This window comes from Octadecabacter arcticus 238, assembly GCF_000155735.2.
Lineage (GTDB): Bacteria > Pseudomonadota > Alphaproteobacteria > Rhodobacterales > Rhodobacteraceae > Octadecabacter > Octadecabacter arcticus.
In genome coordinates this window covers 1,138,984-1,161,727 of the sequence record NC_020908.1, presented here as the reverse complement: position 1 = coordinate 1,161,727, position 22,744 = coordinate 1,138,984, and the positions used below count along the sequence as shown (strand labels likewise).

Annotated in this window: 23 protein-coding genes and 3 pseudogenes; 14 read left to right on the top strand and 12 right to left on the bottom strand. The window is 56.5% G+C overall.

Annotation, left to right across the window (positions count from 1 at the left end):
* The first annotated feature begins 86 nt into the window (after positions 1 to 86).
* From OA238_RS06125 to OA238_RS06105, 5 genes are all read left to right on the top strand, one after another.
* Positions 87 to 578, top strand: coding sequence for an Lrp/AsnC family transcriptional regulator (locus OA238_RS06125; RefSeq protein WP_044036401.1), 492 nt, complete (start codon positions 87 to 89; stop codon positions 576 to 578).
* 160 nt (positions 579 to 738) lie between these two features.
* Positions 739 to 1,881, top strand: a complete 1,143-nt coding sequence (locus OA238_RS06120) for a glycine cleavage T C-terminal barrel domain-containing protein (protein WP_015494514.1) — start codon at positions 739 to 741, stop codon at positions 1,879 to 1,881.
* 82 nt (positions 1,882 to 1,963) lie between these two features.
* Positions 1,964 to 2,413 (top strand): OsmC family protein, encoded by a 450-nt coding sequence (locus OA238_RS06115; RefSeq protein WP_015494513.1) that lies wholly within the window; start codon positions 1,964 to 1,966, stop codon positions 2,411 to 2,413.
* Between the two features lie 22 nt (positions 2,414 to 2,435).
* A complete protein-coding gene (locus tag OA238_RS06110; protein ID WP_015494512.1) occupies positions 2,436 to 3,236 on the top strand; it encodes an enoyl-CoA hydratase in 801 nt (266 codons plus the stop codon).
* Between the two features lie 3 nt (positions 3,237 to 3,239).
* Entirely contained in the window at positions 3,240 to 4,880 is a 1,641-nt protein-coding gene (locus OA238_RS06105) for an acyl-CoA synthetase (protein WP_015494511.1), read from the top strand.
* 175 nt (positions 4,881 to 5,055) lie between these two features.
* On the opposite strand, the pseudogene OA238_RS29805 reads toward OA238_RS06105, so the two are convergent.
* From OA238_RS29805 to OA238_RS06090, 4 genes and pseudogenes are all read right to left on the bottom strand, one after another.
* Positions 5,056 to 5,981, bottom strand: a pseudogene (locus OA238_RS29805) (IS1595 family transposase); the annotation flags it as partial.
* A 137-nt stretch (positions 5,982 to 6,118) separates the two neighbouring features.
* Positions 6,119 to 6,449: pseudogene (locus tag OA238_RS29800) on the bottom strand (IS30 family transposase); the annotation flags it as partial.
* Between the two features lie 18 nt (positions 6,450 to 6,467).
* Positions 6,468 to 6,599, bottom strand: a pseudogene (locus OA238_RS32535) (transposase); the annotation flags it as partial.
* 339 nt (positions 6,600 to 6,938) lie between these two features.
* Positions 6,939 to 7,181, bottom strand: a complete 243-nt coding sequence (locus tag OA238_RS06090) for a hypothetical protein (protein ID WP_051076404.1) — start codon at positions 7,179 to 7,181, stop codon at positions 6,939 to 6,941.
* Between the two features lie 277 nt (positions 7,182 to 7,458).
* On the opposite strand from OA238_RS06090, the gene OA238_RS06085 reads away from it, so the two are divergent.
* From OA238_RS06085 to OA238_RS06075, 3 genes are all read left to right on the top strand, one after another.
* A complete protein-coding gene (locus OA238_RS06085; RefSeq protein ID WP_044036398.1) occupies positions 7,459 to 8,001 on the top strand; it encodes a CBS domain-containing protein in 543 nt (180 codons plus the stop codon).
* A gap of 51 nt (positions 8,002 to 8,052) precedes the next feature.
* Positions 8,053 to 8,619 carry a GNAT family N-acetyltransferase gene (locus OA238_RS06080; RefSeq protein WP_015494508.1) on the top strand — a complete coding sequence of 189 codons (567 nt, stop codon included), beginning with the start codon at positions 8,053 to 8,055 and terminating at the stop codon, positions 8,617 to 8,619.
* 70 nt (positions 8,620 to 8,689) lie between these two features.
* Complete coding sequence (locus tag OA238_RS06075; protein ID WP_015494507.1) at positions 8,690 to 10,066, top strand: protein adenylyltransferase SelO; 1,377 nt, start codon at positions 8,690 to 8,692, stop codon at positions 10,064 to 10,066.
* Between the two features lie 44 nt (positions 10,067 to 10,110).
* Here OA238_RS06075 and OA238_RS06070 read toward each other — a convergent pair whose 3' ends face one another.
* The 3 genes from OA238_RS06070 to OA238_RS06060 form a co-directional block, all read right to left on the bottom strand.
* Positions 10,111 to 11,070, bottom strand: a complete 960-nt coding sequence (locus OA238_RS06070; protein ID WP_015494506.1) for a DUF3179 domain-containing protein — start codon at positions 11,068 to 11,070, stop codon at positions 10,111 to 10,113.
* Between the two features lie 88 nt (positions 11,071 to 11,158).
* Positions 11,159 to 11,755, bottom strand: a complete 597-nt coding sequence (locus OA238_RS06065; RefSeq protein WP_044037998.1) for a peptidylprolyl isomerase — start codon at positions 11,753 to 11,755, stop codon at positions 11,159 to 11,161.
* Positions 11,748 to 12,257 (bottom strand): peptidylprolyl isomerase, encoded by a 510-nt coding sequence (locus OA238_RS06060; RefSeq protein WP_015494504.1) that lies wholly within the window; start codon positions 12,255 to 12,257, stop codon positions 11,748 to 11,750. The genes OA238_RS06065 and OA238_RS06060 overlap by 8 nt, the downstream gene beginning before the upstream one ends.
* A gap of 138 nt (positions 12,258 to 12,395) precedes the next feature.
* Here OA238_RS06060 and OA238_RS06055 point away from each other — a divergent pair, with 138 nt between their 5' ends.
* The 3 genes from OA238_RS06055 (at position 12,396) to OA238_RS06045 (ending at position 15,043) form a co-directional block, all read left to right on the top strand.
* Positions 12,396 to 13,574 carry a phosphoglycerate kinase gene (locus tag OA238_RS06055; protein WP_015494503.1) on the top strand — a complete coding sequence of 393 codons (1,179 nt, stop codon included), beginning with the start codon at positions 12,396 to 12,398 and terminating at the stop codon, positions 13,572 to 13,574.
* Positions 13,575 to 13,709: 135 nt separating this feature from the next.
* Positions 13,710 to 14,633, top strand: coding sequence for a fructose bisphosphate aldolase (locus OA238_RS06050; protein WP_015494502.1), 924 nt, complete (start codon positions 13,710 to 13,712; stop codon positions 14,631 to 14,633).
* A 113-nt stretch (positions 14,634 to 14,746) separates the two neighbouring features.
* On the top strand, positions 14,747 to 15,043 hold the full coding sequence (locus OA238_RS06045) for an FtsB family cell division protein (RefSeq protein ID WP_015494501.1): 297 nt from the start codon (positions 14,747 to 14,749) through the stop codon (positions 15,041 to 15,043).
* Between the two features lie 6 nt (positions 15,044 to 15,049).
* On the opposite strand, the gene OA238_RS06040 is transcribed toward OA238_RS06045, so the two are convergent.
* Positions 15,050 to 15,541 carry a GNAT family N-acetyltransferase gene (locus tag OA238_RS06040; protein ID WP_015494500.1) on the bottom strand — a complete coding sequence of 164 codons (492 nt, stop codon included), beginning with the start codon at positions 15,539 to 15,541 and terminating at the stop codon, positions 15,050 to 15,052.
* 164 nt (positions 15,542 to 15,705) lie between these two features.
* On the opposite strand from OA238_RS06040, the gene pdhA reads away from it, so the two are divergent.
* The 3 genes from pdhA to OA238_RS06025 are packed head-to-tail and all read left to right on the top strand — an operon-like array spanning position 15,706 to position 19,448.
* Positions 15,706 to 16,719 (top strand): pyruvate dehydrogenase (acetyl-transferring) E1 component subunit alpha, encoded by a 1,014-nt coding sequence (pdhA, locus tag OA238_RS06035; protein WP_015494499.1) that lies wholly within the window; start codon positions 15,706 to 15,708, stop codon positions 16,717 to 16,719.
* Complete coding sequence (locus OA238_RS06030) at positions 16,719 to 18,095, top strand: pyruvate dehydrogenase complex E1 component subunit beta (protein ID WP_015494498.1); 1,377 nt, start codon at positions 16,719 to 16,721, stop codon at positions 18,093 to 18,095. The genes pdhA and OA238_RS06030 overlap by 1 nt, the downstream gene beginning before the upstream one ends.
* 12 nt (positions 18,096 to 18,107) lie before the next feature.
* On the top strand, positions 18,108 to 19,448 hold the full coding sequence (locus tag OA238_RS06025) for a pyruvate dehydrogenase complex dihydrolipoamide acetyltransferase (RefSeq protein WP_015494497.1): 1,341 nt from the start codon (positions 18,108 to 18,110) through the stop codon (positions 19,446 to 19,448).
* A 155-nt stretch (positions 19,449 to 19,603) separates the two neighbouring features.
* Here the strand turns inward: OA238_RS06025 and cysE are convergent, their stop codons facing one another.
* The 4 genes from cysE to OA238_RS06010 all read right to left on the bottom strand — a co-directional run bounded on the left by cysE (position 19,604) and on the right by OA238_RS06010 (position 22,741).
* A complete protein-coding gene (gene cysE / locus OA238_RS06020; RefSeq protein ID WP_015494496.1) occupies positions 19,604 to 20,413 on the bottom strand; it encodes a serine O-acetyltransferase in 810 nt (269 codons plus the stop codon).
* A gap of 77 nt (positions 20,414 to 20,490) precedes the next feature.
* Positions 20,491 to 20,778, bottom strand: a complete 288-nt coding sequence (locus OA238_RS06015) for a DUF7742 family protein (protein ID WP_144055847.1) — start codon at positions 20,776 to 20,778, stop codon at positions 20,491 to 20,493.
* An 8-nt stretch (positions 20,779 to 20,786) separates the two neighbouring features.
* Positions 20,787 to 21,071, bottom strand: coding sequence for a hypothetical protein (locus tag OA238_RS28710; protein ID WP_187293152.1), 285 nt, complete (start codon positions 21,069 to 21,071; stop codon positions 20,787 to 20,789).
* Between the two features lie 17 nt (positions 21,072 to 21,088).
* Positions 21,089 to 22,741, bottom strand: a complete 1,653-nt coding sequence (locus OA238_RS06010) for a phage tail protein (RefSeq protein WP_051076402.1) — start codon at positions 22,739 to 22,741, stop codon at positions 21,089 to 21,091.
* Positions 22,742 to 22,744 lie beyond the last annotated feature (3 nt).

Below are 22,744 nucleotides of genomic sequence, written 5' to 3'. Positions count from 1 at the left end.
AGTTATTTGGCTGAGATTAGATGGGAAGGTTATTCTCAGGGAAACTCGGGCAACCGCCACTTCGACCAAGTGAAAGAAACACGCGCATGAAGAAGCTCGGCCTTGATGCCACGGATATTCGTATCCTCAGCGCTGTCCAGCAGCACGGGCAACTTAGTAAGGCAAGGTTGGCCGAGCTCGTGAACCTGTCGCCCACCCCGTGCTGGGCACGTTTGGACCGGCTGAAGACTGCGGGCTATATCCGTGGCTATCACGCTGAGTTAGCTTTGGAACGCATCGTTGATTTCACGCAGGTTGTGGTGACTGTCTCTCTCGGCTCGCACCGCAAAGCAGAATTTGATCGCTTTGAAGGCTACATCCGAAATCTTGACGAGGTGACGGATTGCATCGCGACCGGTGGCGGCGTGGACTACGTGATGAAAACGGCTACGCCAAGCCTTGCCGCCTTTCAGGCGCTCATCGATGAGATGCTTTCGTCCGATCTCGCGATTGATCGCTACATGATATACATTGCGACTCGTCAGGTCAAAACCAGCCAGCCCAATCTGACTAAACTGATCACAAAGAGCCAGAAATAGCCCTCAAAGACTGAACGGGCTAATCGAGGCCCCATAATCGGTCTGATCGGCCTAAATGGCGCACGTTATCAGACCAAGAATTTTTCGTAATTCAAGCTAAATCATAGCAGGTTTCAACACTTCACTGGCCGGTCAGGCCACCTGCTATGAGGGCGTAAATATGACACAAGCAAATGACTTTGGCTTCGGCACACAAATCCGCAAATCACCCTACTTCGATGCAACGGTTCGCTGGGGCGCCAAGGGTTTTTCTGTTTATAATCATATGTATATTCCGCGTGACTTTGGTGATCCTGAGCAGAATTTCTGGAACCTTGTGGACAAGGCGATCCTGTGTGATGTGGCCGTCGAACGCCAGGTTGAAATCACCGGGCCGGATGCCGCAAAATTCGTGCAGATCCTGACGCCGCGTGATCTGTCGAAGATGGCCGTGGGCCAGTGCAAATACATACTGATTACAAATGCGGATGGTGGCCTTCTGAATGATCCGATCCTGCTGCGTCTTGCGGAAAACCATTTCTGGATTTCGCTGGCAGACAGCGACATCCTGCTTTGGGCGCAAGGCGTTGCTGTGCATTCGGGTATGGATGTGCAGATTGTCGAACCTGATGTCTCACCGCTCCAGCTTCAGGGGCCAAACTCGGGCCTGATCATGCAAGAGCTTTTTGGCGAGAGCATCATGGACCTTAAATACTACTGGCTCCGCGAAGTCGAGTTGGATGGCATCCCGCTCGTCGTGTCGCGCACCGGCTGGTCGAGCGAGCTCGGCTACGAACTTTACCTGCGCGATGGCTCAAGAGGCGATCTACTTTGGGAGCGGATCATGGCGGCAGGCATGGAATATGGTCTCAAACCCGGTCACACCTCCTCCATTCGCCGGATTGAAGGCGGCATGCTGTCGTATCATGCAGATGCGGACATTCATACAAATCCTTACGAGTTGGGCTTTGACCGCCTTGTGAACCTCGACATGGACGCGGATTTCATCGGCAAGGCTGCACTGCGCCGCATCAAGGACGAAGGCCCCAAGCGCAAGCAAGTTGGTCTGGTGATTGATTGTGAGCCGCTCACAGGCCCGAACACCATGTTCTGGACGATTAACCAAGGCGGCGCAGATATTGGCAAGGTGACATCGGCGGTCTATTCGCCCCGCCTTGAGAAAAACATAGCCCTGGCGATGGTTGCGGCAGATGCGGCGGTGATAGGGGCCGAAGTGGAAGTTGTGACAAAGTCCGGTCCGACTAAGGCTACTGTTGTCGAGCGTCCGTTCTACGACCCAAAGAAGCAGATTGCGGCAGCGTAGGCTACCTAGATCACAAGCAGCGCGTATGCTCCCCGGGGTGCATGCGCTGCAGCATTCCACATCATCATAAGAGATTTCAGTTATGTCAGATCTTTCCATCGAACTGCATTGGCAGCGCGCCGAGCCCGTGTTTGCAACAGGCACATATTCAAACGCACATACCGTGCAGATGAATAGATTATATGATATTATCGTGGATTCCGCCCCCGATTGGGGTGGCGATCCGGCAAATACAAACCCCGAACAGGCGCTGGCCTCAGCGCTCTCTAGCTGCCACATGATGACCTTTCTCGCGCTGGCGGCGAAAGCGGCCTGGCGGGTGGCAAGCTATCACGACTATGCCGAGGCACATCTTGGTAAAAACCCCAAAGGGCAAATGTCGGTCACGCGGATTGACCTTCATCCCGTGGTGCGTTTCGACACGGGCTTTGCCGTAACCGATGCGCAAATGGACGAGATGCAAGAGCGCGCGCACCGCTATTGCTTTATTGCAAACACCCTTGTGGACAGTGTTGAGATCAACATCCGCTAAGCTTGATTTAAGGAGCCGCCCTTTGGCGTCGAGCGATATTCTACTGCGTGATCTGAGCGATGACGGCATTCTGCGCCTGACGCTCAATGATATGAAACGGCGCAACGCGCTCTCGGAAGCGATGTTGAGCGCGCTTGGCACAACCTTCTCTGAGGCGGGGCGTGATCCTGCTGTGCGGGTGATTATCCTTGCCGCGAACGGTCCGGCGTTTTGCGCGGGCCACGACCTAAAAGAGATGACAGCGGGGCGCCGCGGGCCGGATGGTGGTGAGGCATATTTCGCTAAGGTTATGTCCATGTGCTCAGGCGTGATGCAGGGCATCCTCAACTGCCCCAAGCCCGTGATTGCCGAAGTCACAGGCATCGCCACGGCGGCGGGTTGCCAACTGGTGGCCACCTGCGATCTGGCCATCGCAGCAGACACGGCGCAGTTCAGCACGCCAGGGGTTCATATTGGCCTTTTTTGCTCTACACCTATGGTCGCCCTGTCGCGCAATGTAGCCAACAAACATGCGATGGAAATGCTCCTGACCGGCGACATGACCCCAGCCGCCCGCGCCGCCGAGATCGGGTTGATCCACCGCGTTACGTCCGAAGACACGCTACAACACGCAACAACCGAAATGGCCCGCAAGATCGCCTCCAAATCAAGCATGACGCTAACCACAGGCAAGCGCGCCTTTTATGCGCAGCGCGAAATGCCGATTGCCGAAGCCTATGATTACGCTTCTCAGGTGATGGTCGACAACATGCTGGCGCATGATGCGCAGGAAGGGATCGGCGCTTTCATCGAAAAGCGCGCGCCCCAATGGCAGGACGCCTGAGATATGACTTCAAACCCTTACAACACCGATCTGGATCGCAACCCGGCAAACCACCAGCCGCTGACACCGCTCACCTTTCTGGAGCGCGCGGCCGCGGTTTTCCCGGATCATACGGCGATCATTCATGGCAAGCTGCGCCGCAACTACGCCACGTTTTATGCGCGCTCAAGGCAACTTGCCTCTGCCCTTACGCAGCGCGGTATCGGGCGGGGCGACACTGTGGCGGCCATGCTGCCCAACACGCCAGCCATGCTGGAATGTCACTATGGTGTGCCAATGTGCGGGGGCGTTCTCCATTCGATCAATACGCGGCTTGATGCGGCGATCATTGCTTTCCAGCTCGATCATGCAATGTCAAAGATCATCATCGTGGATGCCGAGTTCATGCCACTGATGCAAGAGGCGTTGGCGCTGGCCGAGGTCAGCCCGCTGGTGATACAGGTTGATGATCCTGAATATGAAGGTGCAAAGGCGGCGTTTGATGGGGGAGGCTATGAATCCTTCCTTGCAGATGGTGATCCGGCCTTCGCTTGGCTCATGCCCGCAGACGAATGGGACGCGATCTCGATCAACTACACGTCCGGCACAACGGGCGACCCAAAGGGCGTCGTCTCGCACCACCGGGGCGCATATCTTTTGGCACAAGGCAACGCGATCACCACGTCGATGCGCAAACACGCAGTCTATCTCTGGACGCTGCCGATGTTTCACTGCAACGGTTGGTGCTTCCCGTGGACACTCTCTGCCATCATTGGCACACACGTTTGCCTGCGCCAAGTACGCGCCGAGCCGATCTGGAACGCATTGGCCGATGATAATGTGACACACCTGTGCGGCGCGCCAATTGTGATGTCGCTGCTGATCGCTGCGCCCGTAGATGCGCGGCGGACACTTGATCATACAGTGCAATTCTTCACCGCCGCCGCTCCGCCTCCTGAAAAGCTGCTGGCGGATATGAAAACGGCTGGCTTCGACGTAACCCACCTTTACGGGCTGACCGAAACCTACGGTCCAGCCGTTGTGAATGACTGGCATGAAAGCTGGTCGTCCCTGCCCAACGATGAACAGGCGCGTCTCAAGTCGCGTCAGGGCGTGCGCTACCTCCCCCTCGAAGGGCTTGACGTGCTTGACCCTGAAACACTGCACGCTGTTCCGCGCGATGGTGTAACAATGGGCGAAGTGATGTTTCGCGGTAATGTCGTGATGAAGGGGTATTTCCGTAATCCCGTGGCCACTAAAAAGGCCTTTGAGGGCGGGTGGTTCCATTCAGGCGATCTGGGAGTGGTACATCCCGATGGCTATATCCAGCTCAAGGACCGCTCGAAGGACATTATCATTTCGGGTGGCGAGAACATTTCCTCTATCGAGATAGAAGAGGTGCTCTATAGTTACCCCTCCATAGAAATTGCAGCGGTTGTCGCCATGCCCCATGAAAAATGGGGCGAAACGCCTTGCGCCTTTATCGAAGCCACGCTGGGCCAAGAGATCGATACAGACGCGCTGCGCGTTTGGTGCCGTGACAGGCTCGCTGCCTACAAAGTTCCAGGAAGATTTGTGGTAACGAGTGTCCCCAGAACCTCAACTGGTAAGATCCAGAAATTCGTCCTGCGTGAGCGCGCGAAAAACCTGGTTGAACAAACCTGAGCCAGCATCCAAAAATTACCGCCAAACCTTTCTGAGTTGCCGCGGAAGTTCCAAAGGCGAATATCGCATCGTCACTGCAAATAAGGTCTAAAGGCTTATCCCTTTTAGTCCGGTTGCCGCACATGTTGACGTGGCGCAGAACCTCGCCCTTGTGGCTTGAGAGGCGGATCGGATCATCACGATATGTCGCTGGCCCGAGACCAACACCGATCCCCAGCAGCGTGTCGAAGCCGCTTCGCATGTGTCGCCGTCGGTTCCAGCGGAACACGAATTCGTCGAGATAGCGTTGTAGATGGCACTTTCTGAGGCCGTGGAAGACGCCTTTTGCCCACGTTTTTAGGTTGGAGAACACGCGGTGGACCCAGTGGAGTATGTCGTGTGCCTTTTTGCCGCTGACGACCTTTGCCTCATGCGTGTTTGCAGGAGGATTTTCGTAACCGAGCCAGCCATCCGTGATGATGTGAGCGCCAGGCTCTACAGCCTGACCAATGAACCCGTGCAGCGTCTTTGACGCGCCGTCGGGAATGTGTTTCATCCTGATACGGCGCGGATGTCCGTCACTTGATAACTCGACGGCACAGACGACAAACATCTCTCCAACCGGGCTGCGCCCACCCTTTGGCCGGTCCTCGGGATCATGCCGGGACCGGAACGGCATCTCTGTTTCATCGATTTCGACAAGGTCTTTTAGGGGGTTGCGGTCAGGGTTGACCATCGACCGCCGCAGCTTTTGCAAGAGGAGGTCGCCGAGAAGCGCCATCGGTCCGAGCGACGATGGCGACCCGTCTTGTAGCTGCCAAGGCCAAGTTGCGCCTGAAGTTGCAGCGCTGACATGCCGTTGGAATGGCTGGTGATGATGTGCGCGGCAAGAAACCAAATTCGCAACGGCAAATGGCTGCTGTGCATTACCGTGCCAGCCGTCACGGATGTCTGCCGTGCGCAACCGGCACATTCCCAAGTCGCGCGATTTCGCTTTAACGGCCAGCCCTTGCAGGTGCCACAGGACGGACACACGAAGCCCTCAGGCCAACGATGTTCCGCCAGATAATGCGAACAGGCTTCCTCATCACAAAACCTGGCGTCGAACGCCGGGCGGGACATGGGTTTGTCGTTTTTCCACCTGGCTGGCCTAGGTAGAACAATTCCAGAACATTATAGATTGGCAAGCCGCGTCGCACTACATCAAGTGTCGCCGGAGCAAAGGGTATAAGCCTTTAAGGTCTGCTTGAGCGGCAGTCTCAACTGATCGACGCAACACACTCCGCAAACTTCTCCGCGGGGGGGGGATATTGCAAGGTTTTGCGAGGACGTTCGTTGAGTTGCCTTGCGATTGCGCTGAGTTTCGCCTGAGAAAGGCTGGATCAGTCGGTTCCTTTTGACAAATACTGCCTCAAAAGCCGGTTGGTGTTTTCGTTCGATCCGCGTTGCCATGCATTGCCCGGCAGGCGATTGCGTAGCAATCTTCCGAGAGGGCGACTGCGGGTCGCAGAAGTAGACGTTAACATTGGTTGCCATTGTGAAGCGCGGAGGGTCTGCCAGCTCTCTACCGCGATCCCAGGTCAGAGATTTATCGCTCACGGGGAAAGTCTGGGCCTGGCACTGGTAAAACGCAGCGCTGCTCATTCCATGGCTGTGGCACAGTTCAGATACAGGCACACCATTCTCAGCTTCTTTCAAAACCGCGACAATCTGGGCCTCTGAATAACGTGATTTCTTCATCGTAAATCTCCTTAGCTTATCCTGCCGAGAAAATTCTAGCTTTCAGCACGACCATTTTTCGGGAGGATTACCCACCCACTGCCCGGCAGTGCATGTTTACATGCACGAGAGGGGGCTCTGGCCTGCAAAGAACCTCTCGGGACATTGCTGCGCAATGCCCTGCCGGTCAGTGGATCGCCGCGATATCGGCGACAAATGATCCACTGGATCAATTGCCAACGCCTCCACTTTAGCACTTACCTCTCCTCACGCAGCAGCCGGACTTATTTGCTAAGGCGGGTGTTCTCCTTCTCAACGTCCTCATGCGGCCATCGCCATCTTCACTTGGACCAATGGCGCTCAAATGACGATCATCAAATCATCATGCTCCCTCTCGGGACATTGCTGCGCAATACCCTGCCGGGCGCCGGATGTTGTTGAACCCACTTGTTTAGCGTCGAAAGGCCAACGCCCAAATCTGATGATACCTGCGTCGCCCCTCTCAACGATACTGCGTATCGACTGTCGGGCAAGGGTTAAGCCGCTGCTGATCGCTATGCGCACCGCCTCACGCCGAAACTCGTCTGTGTATCTCGTTGCCATTCCATATCTCCTTCATAGCAAACGTTGCTCGAAAGAGACCGGAACTAAACCGTGACAAAACCAGCTTCGTGTTGATGCGGACAGGTACCTACCCATCGACGCCGACGGATTCTTTGCATTGCTGGCAGAGCGTTTGGCGCGTTTGGGGCAAACCCCCAATTTGTGGGCGTTCTTGACGGCAAAACAGGGGTGCTACACATTTTTACGGCCCGCCAAACTGGTCGCGTGCCCTCCAAGGGCTACTTCCTTCTACACGCCAGATGGAAAGATCAAAAACATGCCAGATAAAGTCAACCGCCCCGGTAACCGCCTCATGGACCGGCCCGAGTACAAATCAAAACAGCAGCCACTGACCTGTTCACCCGACACCAGTGTTTTTGACGCCATCACCGCGATGTCTGAAAAGAATTACGGGGCGGTCGTTGTAATTGACGCTGACAAAAAGGTTCTTGGCGTTGCCACCGAACGCGATGTGATGAACAAACTGGTTGCCCAAGAATTGGATGCCCGAAAGACCGCCGTGTCTGAAATAATGACAAAAGACCCGCGCGTGGCACGTGAGACCGACAATATGCTGGATTGGCTCAGGATAATGTCGAATGAACGATTCAGACGCCTTCCTGTTGTGGATGACAACGGGCAAATCAAAGCCGTCTTCACGCAAGGCGATTTCGTGTCCTACACGTGGCCGGATTTGATGTATCAAATGAAGTCAATCGCGACGGCAACTGTGACCAAGAACTGGCCCTTCTTTTTGATTGGTGGTGGTGTCGCATTGTATTCATTGCTCATGGTTGTGGTCATAAGCTCAATGAGCTGATCTGTCGGGCGACGTCGTCCTAGCGGGCATTGCGGCCCATGGCTTATTTGCATGGCTTATTTAAAAGCCGTCTTTGAAACGGGTCGCAATGCTGCAAACCAATCCGGCTATCTTTCCGACGTGCCAGACGCTAAGAGGCGGCCTCACTACCCCAAAGGCCGCACCCCCATGACCACTGCCATCCACCTCGCCACCCCTGATGATGCGCCGCGCCTGCTGACGCTGATCGCAGCCTTCCACGCCGAATGCGGTATCGAGCGGAGCGACGAACAACGCCAAGCGGCACTGATGCCCCTGTTGCAAGGCTCACCTCTCGGTGCGGCGTGGCTGTTCGGTCCTGCAAAGGCACCAACCGGCTACACGATCATCACCTTTGGCTGGTCGATGGAAATGGGCGGCATGGACGCCTTTATCGATGAGCTGTTCATCCGCCCCAGCGTGCGCAAGCGCGGCATCGCATCCGAGGTGTTAATGGCGATCTCGTCCAGCCTTGCGGGGGTTGACGTCAAGGCGTTGCACCTTGAAGTTGACCGCAGCGATGACGCCACACAGCGCCTGTACGCGCGGGCGCATTTCAAATTACGGGACACCTGTTCCCTGATGACGCGACTGCTCTGACGAGACTTAATGCCCAGCGCCTGTATACGCCCTGTGTACGCTCGGTGCCAAACCACCAAAGGCCCAAAAAATGCCCATCAACATCCCGTTTGACACCACATATTTGACCCTGCCAGCACGGTTTCATTCCAAACTGAATGCCACCCCTGTCAGCGCCCCGACCCTGATCGCGTTCAACCACGCGCTGGCCGCTGAACTGGGGCTAGACACATCAGACATGAGCGATGAAGACGCCGCTAACCTGTTTTCGGGAAACAATATTCCGGCTAATGCAACGCCATTCGCACAGGTCTACGCGGGCCACCAGTTTGGCGGGTTTTCACCGCAGCTCGGGGATGGTCGTGCCTTGCATTTGGGGGAGATCGCCGCGCCGTCGGGCCGCGTTGACATCCAGCTCAAAGGCTCCGGCCCGACGCCCTATTCGCGCAACGGTGACGGGCGCGCATGGGTTGGCCCTGTGCTGCGCGAATACCTGATGTCATGTGCGATGCACGCCCTCGATATACCTACAACACAGGCACTTGCGGCCGTCACAACCGGCGATTTCATCGGGCGTGAACAAGGCCGCCTGCCCGGTGCGATCCTGACCCGCACAGCGGCGTCCCATATCCGCGTTGGCACCTTCCAATACTTCGCCGCCCAGCGCGATGTTGAGGCATTGGAAAAGCTGACGGCCTACACAATTAACCGCCACTACCCCGACGCCAATGATCCGTTGCAATTGTTTGAAATGGTCATGCAAAAGCATGCGACCTTGGTGGCTAAATGGATGTCGGTTGGCTTTATCCACGGGGTGATGAACACCGACAACGTCGCGATTGCGGGCGAAACCATCGACTACGGCCCCTGCGCCTTTATGGACAGCTATCATCCCGATACCGTGTTCAGTTCCATCGACCGACAGGGGCGATATGCCTATAGCAATCAGGGCCCGATCACCCATTGGAACCTGGCGCAGTTTGCCACGTCACTGGTGCAGATCATGCCCGACACCGACCAAGCCATTGAAGATTTTACCGCCCGATTGAACCAATTCCCAAGCCTGTTTGACGCCGAATGGGCCAAGGCCTTTGCGCCAAAACTCGGGTTGCCACAAAACGATGCCACCACCGCGCTCGCCAAAGAACTGCTGGCGCAAATGGCCAACGCTGGCGCGGACTTTACCAACACGTTCAACGCGTTGGACGAAACTGCGACCACGTTCCCTGACTGGTACGCGACATGGCGCGCGGCGGACCCCGACGATGCGTTGTGGCGCAAGACCAATCCCGCGATAATACCGCGCACTCATAAAATCGAACAGGCAATCGTTGCCGCCACGAGTGGGGATTTCGAACCCTTCCACGCCATGCTCGCAGCGCTACACGACCCGTTCACCCCAAACGCGGACTACGCACATCCTCCCGAAGAAGCTGAGAAAGTACACCAGACTTTTTGCGGGACTTAGCGCGCCTTTGGTTCTTAAACACCTCGCCCGCGCAGCGTCTTGACCTATTGCCCCAGCATCCACGCCCCATCGGGCCAAAACGCGTCATAGGCAAAGGCGAACATCACGTCGTGGGCCAGATCATTGCCCGCGGCGTCACGTACCCGCACGGTGCCAACATCACGCCCGCTACCGATATCTCGTGAATCCAGAGCCGACGCTTGTCCGGCTGACCAGCTGAGCACGACACCGTTTTCCATGATCTCCCCCGCCTCAGCAATCCGCGTCATTGGCCACGCCGCATCCCCGACCCGCACAACCCGCGCCAGCGCTGGAATGTCATGTGGCGGCATTTCACCGGAATACAGGAACGGGCGGTTGGAACTGTCATATTGCACATACGGATTGGCGCCATAGTTGCGCGGAAAATCAGGCTCGGCCATGACCAGACCATCTGGATTGCGCGCCTCGAACTCTGACCAGCTTTCCATCCAGGACGGCAGCGTTTGCAGCTCGGTTCCGGTCAAATCACCGACAACGGCTTCACCGATGGCCTGCTGCCACCAGCTTTCGGTCTCACGGTCAAACATGATCATGTCGGAATTGCGCAGCTTGCCGGACACACCAAACGTCAACACACCCGCGTCAGTACGGCGATCGAAAGTAATGCCGGAATTGCACAGCGGGCAGAACGTCACCGCGACGGGAATGCCGCCAACCTCGTCATTCACAATCTCGTGCCAAATTAGGAACCGGATCGGGTAGGCACGTGGGGTTTCCCCCTGTATCTCCAAGGTAATAACAGGTTCACGCGCACTGAGGTCTGTCTCAACCGCCACTGCAATAAACGACGGATCATTCAGCGCGGGAATACCGTCTTTCGGCGGCCCGCCTGACATGATTTCCACCCATCTTTCGATACTGGTGTTGTCAAAATCCGTGTTCGGCCATTCATTGCGCCAAAATTCTGGGCTCGCCCACACGCCTGTCGCCATCAGTGAAAATACCAGTGCTAGAACGCGCATCAAATCTCTCCCGTTTGTTCCCCCTGAACGTAAAAGGGGCCAGACATCTCTGCCTAGCCCCTCAACGTCATTGTGATGTTACCGTGTCCTACAGCGTCGCGGCGTCCACGATGTCGCTCAGCTCATCAGCGTTGATCACCCGGACAACGTCCATCGCGTCTGCTTCACCGATTACCGCGCCATTTGCCCCCGTGCCAAGCTTGATGGCGTCAACCACGTCCATGCCAACGACCACTTCGCCAACGATGGTGTACTGACCGTCCAGGAACGCGCCATCATCAAACATGATGAAGAACTGGCTGTTTGCTGAATCAGGGTTCTGCGAGCGCGCCATGCCGACCATACCACGGGTGAACGACCGCTCTGTGCTCGCCTCAAGCGCGATGTCGTCAAGCTGCGAACCGCCTGTGCCAGCGCGACGCATATCGAACTGCGCGTCGGATGCATCGCCAAACTCAACATCGCCTGTCTGGGCCATAAAGCCATTAATCACACGGTGAAACACCACGCCATCATAAGACCCATCAGCCGCCAAAGCGGTGATTTGCGCCGCGTGAAGCGGTGCAATGTCTTCAAACAGGTCAATGTAGACCGTGCCACTTGCGTCGCCGGTCACATCAATCGCTATTCCGTCAGCCGCCGCAGCTCCTGCCAGAAGTGTCGCGAAAACTGCGCCTTTAAGCATCATCTGCAGCGACCTTCATCGAAATCATCCGGTCAGGGGACGTTGGCGGTTCACCACGGGTAAGCTTGTCCACATGTTCCATGCCCGAAGACACCATGCCGTACACAGTGTACTGACCGTTCAGGAAATCGTTGTCGCCAAAGTTGATGAAAAACTGGCTGTTGGCGGAATTTGGGCTGGCCGAACGTGCTGCACCAATCGAACCACGTGCATGGGGAATCTTGGAAAATTCAGCAGGCAAATCGGGCATGTCGGACCCGCCTGTGCCAGCGCGGCTGATGTTGAAATCGTTTTCCATGTTGCCGTTGGCCACATCGCCCGTCTGCGCCATGAACCCGTCGATGACGCGGTGGAACACCACGTTGTTATACGATCCCAAACGCACGAGCTCTTTCATCCGCGCGACGTGCTTTGGTGCGACGTCTGGCAGCAGTTCAATCGTAACCGTCCCGTTGGTCAGTTCCATCAGGATCGTGTTTTCTGGGTCTTTGATCTCGGCCATCTGTAGGGCTCCTAAACTTGAATACGTTGCCGCGTTACCTAGTGCGGGTTGCCACCGATTCCAAGATGCGATTCCAAGACGCGGTTGACCACACTGCACCGATTGCCCATGAACAAGCCAACAAAACAGGAGAGTATCATGGGCTGGAACACACTCGACGACATGGATTTGGCGGGCAAAGTGGTGCTGACACGGGTTGATATCAATGTCCCCGTTGAGAATGGCGTCGTCACGGACGCAACACGGATCGAACGGATCAAGCCGACGATCATGGATACCCTCGCCGCTGGCGGCAAGCCCGTGTTGTTGGCGCATTTTGGCAGACCAAAGGGCGAATATGTGCCTGAGATGTCGTTGCGCGTGACCGTCCCAACCTTGGAAAAGGTTCTTGGCCGCCCCGTGACATTCATTGAACGCCCCGACCGCGCGACACTTGACGCAGCCCCGGCGGGTGCCGTCATCCTGATTGAAAACACCCGCTTTTCCGCGATGGAAGAAGCCAATGATCCCAAAATGGCCAGTTTTTTAGCAAGTTTGGGCGATGTCTTTTGCAACGATGCTTTTTCAGCCGCCCACCGCGCCCATGCATCGACCACAGGCGTGGCCGAATTGCTGCCCAATTGCGCGGGCCGTCTGATGGCCGAAGAACTCTCCGCGCTGGAAAAGGCGCTTGGCAACCCGCAGCGCCCTGTTGTTGCGGTGGTTGGCGGTGCGAAAGTGTCCACCAAACTCGACCTGCTGGGCAATCTGATCTCACGCGTCGATTCAATTGTCATCGGTGGCGGCATGGCCAACACATTCCTTGCAGCCCAAGGACACGATGTCGGCAAATCCCTGTGCGAGCATGATCTGGCAGGCACCGCGCAGGACATCATGGCCAAGGCAAAAGCAGCTAATTGCAGCCTACTGTTGCCCAGTGACGTGGTAGTGGCGGCTGAATTCAAAGCGGGTGCAGCGCATGAAACTGTCGCCGCCGACGCCTGCCCGCCCGATATGATGATTCTTGATGCGGGGCCAAATTCTGTCGCCCAAATCGCGGCGCTGTTTAGCACGGCAAAGACCGTGATCTGGAATGGGCCCCTTGGTGCGTTCGAAATCGACCCGTTTCAGACGGCGACATTTGCGGCTGCAAAGGCTGCGGCGGACCTGACCAAATCCGGCGACCTGATTACCGTCGCAGGTGGCGGCGACACTGTGGCCGCGCTCAACCTTGCGGGCGTGGCGGATAATTTCACCTATATTTCATCCGCAGGCGGTGCGTTTCTGGAATGGATGGAGGGCAAGACCCTTCCCGGTGTCGCGGCTCTTGGCGGTTAATGGCCGCAAAGAGTGACAGCGCGGGTGGATAAGCAACACAGGCACCCTGTTAGCGCGACCAGTTAGCGTTAGCAGAATTGTGCTCTTGTGGCCGTCCCTTATGATGCAGGTGAACGCATCAAAAGGACACGACCCATGACCCAATTGACGGCCCAATCCCCGAACGAATTCTCCACCGACGCAATGACCAACCTCATCCGCAACGGCCAAGGCTTCATCGCCGCATTGGATCAATCGGGCGGGTCCACGCCCAAGGCGCTGAAAGCCTACGGCGTGTCCGAGGATGCCTACAGCAACGACGATCAAATGTATGATCTGATCCACGCCATGCGCGCGCGAATCGTCAATGCGCCCAGCTTTAGCGGTGACAAAGTCATCGGCGCGATCCTGTTTGAAATGACGATGGATCGCGAGATTGGCGGCAAACCTTCCGCCGCAGCCCTTTGGGAAGACAACGGCGTCGTGCCTTTTTTGAAGATCGACAAGGGACTTGAGGATGAAGCGGACGGCGTGCAACTGCTCAAACCGATCCCCAATTTGGACCACCTTTTACAACGCGCTGTGGCGCACGGCGTCTTTGGCACCAAAGAACGCTCTGTTATTCACGCGGCATCACAAACTGGCATCGAAGCCATTGTAGCGCAGCAATTTGAACTTGGCGCACAGGTCGCCAGCCACGGGCTGATGCCGATCCTCGAGCCGGAGATTAACATCACCATCATCGACAAGGCACAGGCCGAAGACATGCTGCGCGACACGCTGCTGCGCCACCTCGACACCTTGGCGGACGGCCAACAGGTGATGTTGAAACTGTCCCTGCCCAAGATTGCGGGCCAGTACAAATCGCTCGTTGACCACCCCGCGTGCCTCAAGGTCGTCGCGCTATCCGGTGGCTATTCACGGGATGAAGCCAACGAACGCCTCGCCAAGAACCCGTCGGTCGTCGCCAGTTTCAGCCGTGCCTTGACCGAAGGCCTGTCCGCGCACCAATCGGACACTGAATTCAACGCGTTACTTGGGCGGACCATCGACAACATCTTTGCGGCTTCTATCGCTTAGCTTGTAGGCACCCCGAACGGCCTCCCCACATAAAGGGGATTCCCAAGACGAAGCATATGTGCGATTCTGCCCCGAAGCGATCCGTGAGAGATCGCCAGTTGAGGCAGACAAAAATGAACCGCAGACGCGCGCCAATGGGTGTTCTCCTTTATTTCGCGGGTGCCCTGATGCTGGGGCTCTATTTCACCTTTGCCGCTGTGCAGGGTGATTTCGGCGTATTCAAACGGGCCGAGATTGATGCCGAAGGCCGCGCGTTGACACAAGAACTCGCCATTTTGCAGATGCAGGTCGACCAGTTGGAAAACCTGACCCGCCGCCTGTCCGACACCTACCTTGATCTTGATCTGCTGGACGAACAGGCCCGCGACATGCTGGGCATGGTGCGCGCGGATGAAATCGTTATCCGCTAAACACTGTTATCCGCTAAAGACTGGGTGGAATTTCACCTCGCCCGATGGGGTGCCTTTGAACGGCAGCACTTGGATAAACTGCGCCCCCTCGCCAGCGTAGCTCACCGACGGGAATGTCTCAAACCCGAAACGAGCATAGTAATTGAGGTCACCCTGCAACACGACGCCGTCGCGACCGTAAACCTGTGCGACGCCTAAGGCGTGCCCCATCAAACCCGTGCCTACTCCCTTGCGCTGATGCTCCGGCAAGACGGCCAGTGGCCCGACACACAAATAGCGCCCCTCACCGATCTTTGCAGGCGACAGCGCCACCTGCCCGATAATCTGCCCTTTGTGTGCCGCCACGAGTGACAGTACCAGCGCACCCGCATCGCGCAATGCGTCTACAAGCTTTGCATCGTTCTCATCGCCGTAGGATTTCCCCTCAAACGCACGCGCCACAACTTGCGTGATTGCGACTTCATCGCCTTCGGTTTCTTGTCTGATCTTCCATTTCATCGCTCAAGTTTATCCCCCCATGCATCCAGCGCAAGGCGGCAATTTCCCAACCGCCTGCCCCGACGTCACATTGGTTGTCGATTTTTGCTGTTTACCCTTGTAGGAGATAGTTTAGTATTAAACTATATTTTCTCAGACCTTTCGCAGACCCCACCGGAGGACGCATGGCCGTTAAGAAAACATCAAAGAAACCAAACGTTTCAGCTGACGAATTGCTTGGTTATTATCGTGAAATGCTTCTTATCCGACGATTCGAAGAAAAGGCCGGCCAGCTCTATGGCATGGGTCTGATCGGCGGGTTCTGCCACCTTTATATCGGCCAAGAAGCCGTTGTTGTCGGTCTAGAGGCCGCAACAAAAAAAGGCGACAAACGCATCACAACCTACCGCGACCACGGACATATGTTGGCCTGCGGAATGGATCCAAAGGGAGTGATGGCTGAGCTGACAGGGCGTCAAGATGGCTACTCAAAAGGCAAGGGCGGCTCGATGCATATGTTTTCAAAAGAAAAAGACTTCTACGGCGGTCATGGGATCGTCGGAGCGAACGTACCACTTGGCGCGGGACTCGCATTTTCCGACAAATATCGCGGAAACGACAACGTGACCTTCACGTATTTTGGAGATGGCGCAGCCAACCAAGGTCAAGTCTACGAAACATTCAACATGGCCGCCCTTTGGGACCTGCCAGTGATTTTCGTAATTGAAAACAACCAATACGCCATGGGCACATCGCAAAAACGCTCAACCTCCACCCCCGATCTTTACACCCGCGGTGAGGCCTTCGGCATTCCCGGTGAAATCGTCGACGGGATGAACGTTCTGGCGGTCAAAGAAGCGTCCGAAAAAGCGGTGGCACACTGCCGCTCTGGCGCCGGACCCTATGTTCTCGAAGTAAAAACATACCGGTACCGTGGTCACTCTATGTCGGACCCTGCAAAGTATCGCACCCGCGACGAAGTTCAGAAAATGCGCGAAGAACGCGACCCGATCGAACAGGTGCGCAGCCTACTTCTGACTGGCAAACACGCCACCGAAGACGACCTCAAGGCAATCGACAAAGAGATCAAGGCCACCGTAAATGAGGCAGCAGAGTTCGCCAAAGAAAGCCCCATACCACATCTGGACGAACTTTGGACGGACATCTACGCAGAGAACCTGCCGCAGGAGACAGCATAATGGCTATCGAACTTCTCATGCCCGCGCTTTCCCCGACGATGGAAGAAGGTTCACTGGCAAAATGGCTCGTCAAAGAAGGCGACACCGTTAAGTCCGGCGACATCTTAGCCGAAATTGAAACCGACAAGGCGACGATGGAATTTGAGGCGACGGACGAAGGTATCGTCGGAAAAATCCTGATTGCTGAGGGCACCGAGGGCGTCAAGGTCAACACCCCAATCGCCCTCATCGGTGAGGAAGGCGAAGACATGTCAGCGCCCGAACCTGCAGCCGCAGCCGAAAAACCAGACGACACGCCAGCAGTCGCGGCACCTGCCTCCCCCGCTGTTGTGTCCGAAATCGCCATCGCATTTGCGCCCTCAGACACGTCACCCGACTGGCCAGCTGGTACCGAAGTGAAATCGATGACAGTGCGCGAAGCTCTCAACGAGGCCATGTGCGAAGAGATGGAGCGCGACGAAAACGTGTTCCTGATCGGTGAAGAAGTCGCCGAGTACGAAGGTGCTTATAAGATAACGCAAGGCATGCTTGACAAGTTCGGCGAAAGACGGATTATCGATACCCCTATCACTGAACACGGCTTTGCCGGCATCGCCGTTGGTGCGGCGTTTGGTGGTTTGCGCCCAATCGTTGAATTCATGACATGGAACTTCGCGATGCAAGCGATTGACCAGATTATTAACTCTGCCGCCAAGACATTGTATATGTCCGGTGGTCAGATGGGTGCGCCTATGGTGTTTCGCGGGCCAAACGGGGCTGCGGCCCGTGTTGGTGCACAACATTCTCAAGACTATTCAGCGTGGTATGCGATGGTTCCCGGCCTGAAGGTCGTGACACCTTATTCTGCTTCCGACGCCAAAGGTCTTATGAAAACCGCAATCCGCGACAATAATCCTATCATCTTCCTTGAGAATGAAATCCTATATGGGCGTTCGTTTGAAGTGCCTGTGATGGATGATTTCACCATTCCATTCGGCAAAGCCAATATCGAAGTTCCGGGCACCGATGTCACCATCGTATCATTTGGTATCGGCATGACCTACGCGATGGAGGCTGCTGAAAAACTGGCTGCTGATGGTATTTCAGCCGAGGTGATCAACCTGCGCACCCTACGCCCGATTGATTATGCCACGATCCTCGAATCTGTAAAGAAAACAAACCGTTGCGTCACTGTCGAAGAAGGCTGGCCTGTTGGGTCCATCGGCAACCACCTTGGTGCGACGATCATGCAGGAAGCGTTTGATTACCTTGACGCACCGGTGATCAACTGCACCGGCAAAGACGTGCCGATGCCTTATGCCGCCAACCTTGAAAAACACGCGCTTTTGACGACAGACGACGTCATCGCAGCCGTGAAAAAAGTCACCTACCGTTAAGGAGCACAGACAATGGCTATCGAAATTCTCATGCCCGCGCTGTCCCCCACAATGGAGGAAGGCACACTGGCCAAATGGCTGGTCAAAGAAGGCGACGAAGTCAAATCCGGCGACCTGATCGCCGAGATTGAGACCGACAAAGCGACGATGGAATTTGAAGCCGTCGAAGAAGGCATCGTCAGCAAACTTCTGGTCGCCGAAGGCACGGAAGGCGTCAAAGTGAATACGCCAATCTGTATTATTGGTGAAGAAGGTGAGGACATGTCGTCTGCGCCCGCCCCCAAAAGTAAAGAAAGTGTTAAAGATCAAGGAGATACCTTATCCGCGGATAAGGCCGAATCCGCTGCACCAGCTTCCGAGCCCGCCGCCGCGCCAGCCTCCGCGCCCAAAGCCGCACCTGCTGCAAAGGACGGCTCCCGCCTGTTCGCAACACCGCTTGCGCGGCGCATCGCCAAAGACAAAGGCCTCGATCTTGCAACCATCAAAGGCTCCGGCCCCCATGGCCGCATCATCAAAGCCGACGTTGAAAACGCGTCCGCCCAGCCTGCCGCCGCCCTCGCTGCTGCTGCCGCCCCGGCATCTGCCGCACCTGCTGCTGCCACTGGCGCCATCGCTGCCACAGGCCCAAGCACTGAGCAGGTCATCAAGATGTACGAAGGCCGCACGTTTAAGGAAGTCAAACTCGACGGGATGCGTAAAATCATTGCGTCGCGCCTGACCGAAGCCAAACAAACCGTGCCGCATTTCTACTTGCGCCGCGACATCGAACTCGACGCCTTGCTGAAATTTCGGAGCCAGCTGAACAAAACGCTGGAACCGCGCGGTGTGAAACTGTCGGTCAACGATTTCATCATCAAAGCCTGTGCACTGGCCTTGCAAGAAATCCCCGAAGCCAACGCAGTTTGGGCCGGTGATCGTGTGCTGCAAATGACAGCCTCAGACGTGGCTGTTGCCGTGGCGATTGAAGGTGGTTTGTTCACTCCTGTGCTGCAAGACGCTGAAACCAAGTCGCTTTCTGCGCTGAGCGCGCAGATGAAAGACCTCGCAGCACGGGCACGGGATCGCAAACTGGCACCACATGAATACCAAGGCGGCAGCTTCGCGATTTCCAACCTAGGTATGTTTGGCATCGATAACTTTGACGCCATCATCAACCCACCCCACTCCGCTATTCTGGCCGTGGGCGCTGGCGCGAAAAAACCGATCGTCGGGGCAGATGGCGACATCAAGGTCGCGACAGTGATGTCCACAACCCTGTCCGTTGATCACCGCGTGATTGACGGCGCAATGGGCGCGAACCTGCTGAATGCGATCAAAGCCAACCTCGAAAATCCGATGGGGATGCTCGCCTAAAATACCGCTAAAACAATATAAAAGGGCCGCGCCGGATCACTCCGCACGGCCCTTCTTTCTGTCTAACATTATCTTTGCTTCAAAATATCTCGGGGGAGTCGCGCAGCGACGGGGGTTGGCCCCCGCCTCCTCGGATTTACGTCGTAAATTCGAAACTACCCGTGGGTGCGCAACAACTGATCCATTGTGCGCGACGGCTGCGAACAGCCCGCCTCGCCGACAACCTTGGCCGGAACCCCCGCCACCGTCTTCATTGGTGCCACATCTTCCAACACCACAGAACCCGCCGCGATGCGGCTGCAATGGCCGACAGTGATATTGCCTAAAATCTTTGCTCCGGCACCGATCAACACGCCATCACCGATTTTGGGGTGACGGTCTTCTTCTTCTTTGCCGGTACCACCCAGCGTCACGGAATGCAGCATCGACACATTGTCGCCAACCACAGCCGTCTCACCGATCACTATCGAATGGGCGTGATCAATCATCAACCCCTTGCCGATGGTTGCACCGGGGTGAATATCCACGCCAAAAATCTCAGAAATCCGCATCTGCACATAATAGGCCAAATCTTTACGGCCTTGTTTCCACAACGAATTACCAATGCGGTAAGCTTGAACAGCTTGAAAACCCTTAAAGAACAACAGCGGCTGCAAGAATCGATGACTTGCAGGATCGCGGTCATAGATCGCCACGATATCGGCGCGCGCAGCCTCGGCCAGATAGGGATCAGCAGCATATGCAAGATCAGCAATCTCGCGCAGCATTTGGTCCGACATCTCAGAGGATGCGAGCTTCATCGAAATACGGTACGCCAGCGCATGCTCAAGCGATTTGTGGTGCAAAACGGACGTATGCACGAAGCCACCGATCAGCGGCTCATTGCGGATCGCGTCTTCGGCTTCGTTGCAAATTCGCTGCCAAACCGGATCGATCTGCGCGAGTTTTGGATTTGTCTGGGCCATGGACCACCTCACTTTGTTGGCTTTCTTCTACCCTACATAGGGTGGATGGTCCAAGAATAAACCTGTGAACGTGCATATCACAATTCGCGATGACCCCGATTGCGCCACAGCTCTAGCGCCTGCAGAACAGCCAGCAGCGCCGCACAATAGCTAGCGCTTGGCGGCGATGACGCCGCACGCGGGCACAAACTGGCCTGCGCATAAAGCGATCCGGTCCCGCCACTAGGGTGCGCGCGCCTATGGCGCTTGCGCCACAGATCAGCAGTGTGTGCGGCTTCGATCATCTGGCCTGCCGCCGCAGCCCATGTTTCTTGCGGCAACCCCAACAGGGCGCGTGCGGCAAGATCAAGATCGCTGAGTCCCACGGATCGCATCATGTGGCCAAGACGAGGCCTGACGACGGCCCCTCGCCAAACGTTTCGGACATTTGCGCCACATCAATGCGCGTGGCACCTGGCCCGTCAGTGGCCTGCAATGCGGCTGTGTAGGTCCATCGTGGATTGGACACAGCCAGCTGACGCACCTGAATGTCGTCCTTAAAGACCCGCACGACGTATCGCTCAAACGCTTCTGACAGCGGCACATCTTCGGTACCCCAATTGTCGCCGCCGACGCGCGCACGACGAATCCATGTCAGATCAACATCACCATCCCGCAAGACGCCGCGCAAGTGGGCTATTGAATAGGGGCGCAGCCCGATGCCGCTAAAAGCCTCGGTGCGGTATTGATAACTGGCATGCCCAACGGACGCGTGCCCGGACCGTAGCGGAAATGCTGCGTCACACCGCGCGCGGAACTGGCCAGTTCGATCTGTTCCGGCACCCCGTTGAGCAGCACAAAAATTGATCCTTCGGGCCATTCAGTGGGGGTGACACCGTCCGTCCCTGCCTGCCCCCGCAGACGCAGGGTCAAATCGAATGTGTCAGCATCAATGATAACGGCCTGCGCAAACTGGAACACTTCCCAATTTTCCGCTGACCCATCGCCAATGACGGCAAGGTTCGCACCGCCCAAAATCTGGTCTGTGGACACGCTTTGCAGATCACCACGGATCAACTGCACCCGCAGCGCTGGACCGCGATCATAAATCCCCGCGCTGACCCTTGGCAAAGCAGTTTGCGTCATTCCGATAACCGACGCGGACGTCAGCAACTGGTTCAATCCGTACCCCGCATCCTGCGTCGCTGAATACAGTGCAACACTGCCGGGCCACGGCACACCGGACGCCGCCACATAGGGCGCGACGGGGTCTTCGTCGCCGCGCAACAGTGGGAGGTCCATCAACATCATCTCGACCGGAACCGGTGGGACGAAGTTGCGCAAGTTAATCGTCTTTTCCGTGACGTCTTGCGGTTCATAAATCGCAGGCTCTATCCGCACGGCTTCAAGCGCTTGTCGGTCGGTTTGTTCGACCTGATCAATGCGAAACAGCCCGTCGCCGTATTCATCCGGCAGGCGTATCACATCCCCTGCGCCGACCGACATCAGCGATGGCGGCAGCGTAAACCGCGCTGTGTCACGCGCCACGCGGGCCTCGCTCAACCACCGCTCTGCGATGCGCTGACCCTCGGCGCTGGTCAGCACCAGCGACAAGTCCGATCCGGACGTGGTTTGCCCGCGCGTGTCGGGGAACACGGCCTCGGTCGTGCGCACTTCGTAATCCGCATCCGCCTCAACGTAGCCAACGCGCACGCGGCCCGAGACCTCCGCCTCTGGCGTGCGCGTGAGCTCAATTGCGCCCTCCGTGCCTTTTTCATAAACCAAGGTCGCGCTGTCCACGCTGGCATCCAGCCGCGCTGTGCGGGTCCGAAACACCAACACGCCGTCGCGCTCAATCGCATCAAACCCATAGGCCATCATCAATGGCTGCAAGGCCGACCGGGCGGTTGTCATATCATCGATGCCATAGCCCCGCACGACGCCGTGCAAAGCACTGACATCATAAGCCATGAGGCCGGTGTTTTCACAAATTTCAGCCACCACAGACGACAGCGGGCGCGACGCGGCACGTCCGTTGATCCTGTGCCCGCGCGCATAGTTCACATTGTCCGACCAAAGTGCTGCATTGCCCGGAAACGCAGGAAATGGCCGTGCATCCCAGGCCCAGACGTGGATGCGATCCGGATCAACCATTTGAATGCCAGTCACCATTGATGTCGGGTTCAGGTCTGGATCGCCGTAGTGTGTGTACAGCGCCCGCAGATATTGCATCTGGATATAATCATCACGGATGCCATTGGACGCCCGTGGCAATCCGGACTCCGACGATTTCAGATCAACAAAACGGTTCGGCTCATTGGTGCCTTTGTCGACCGCAGCGCAACCCACTTC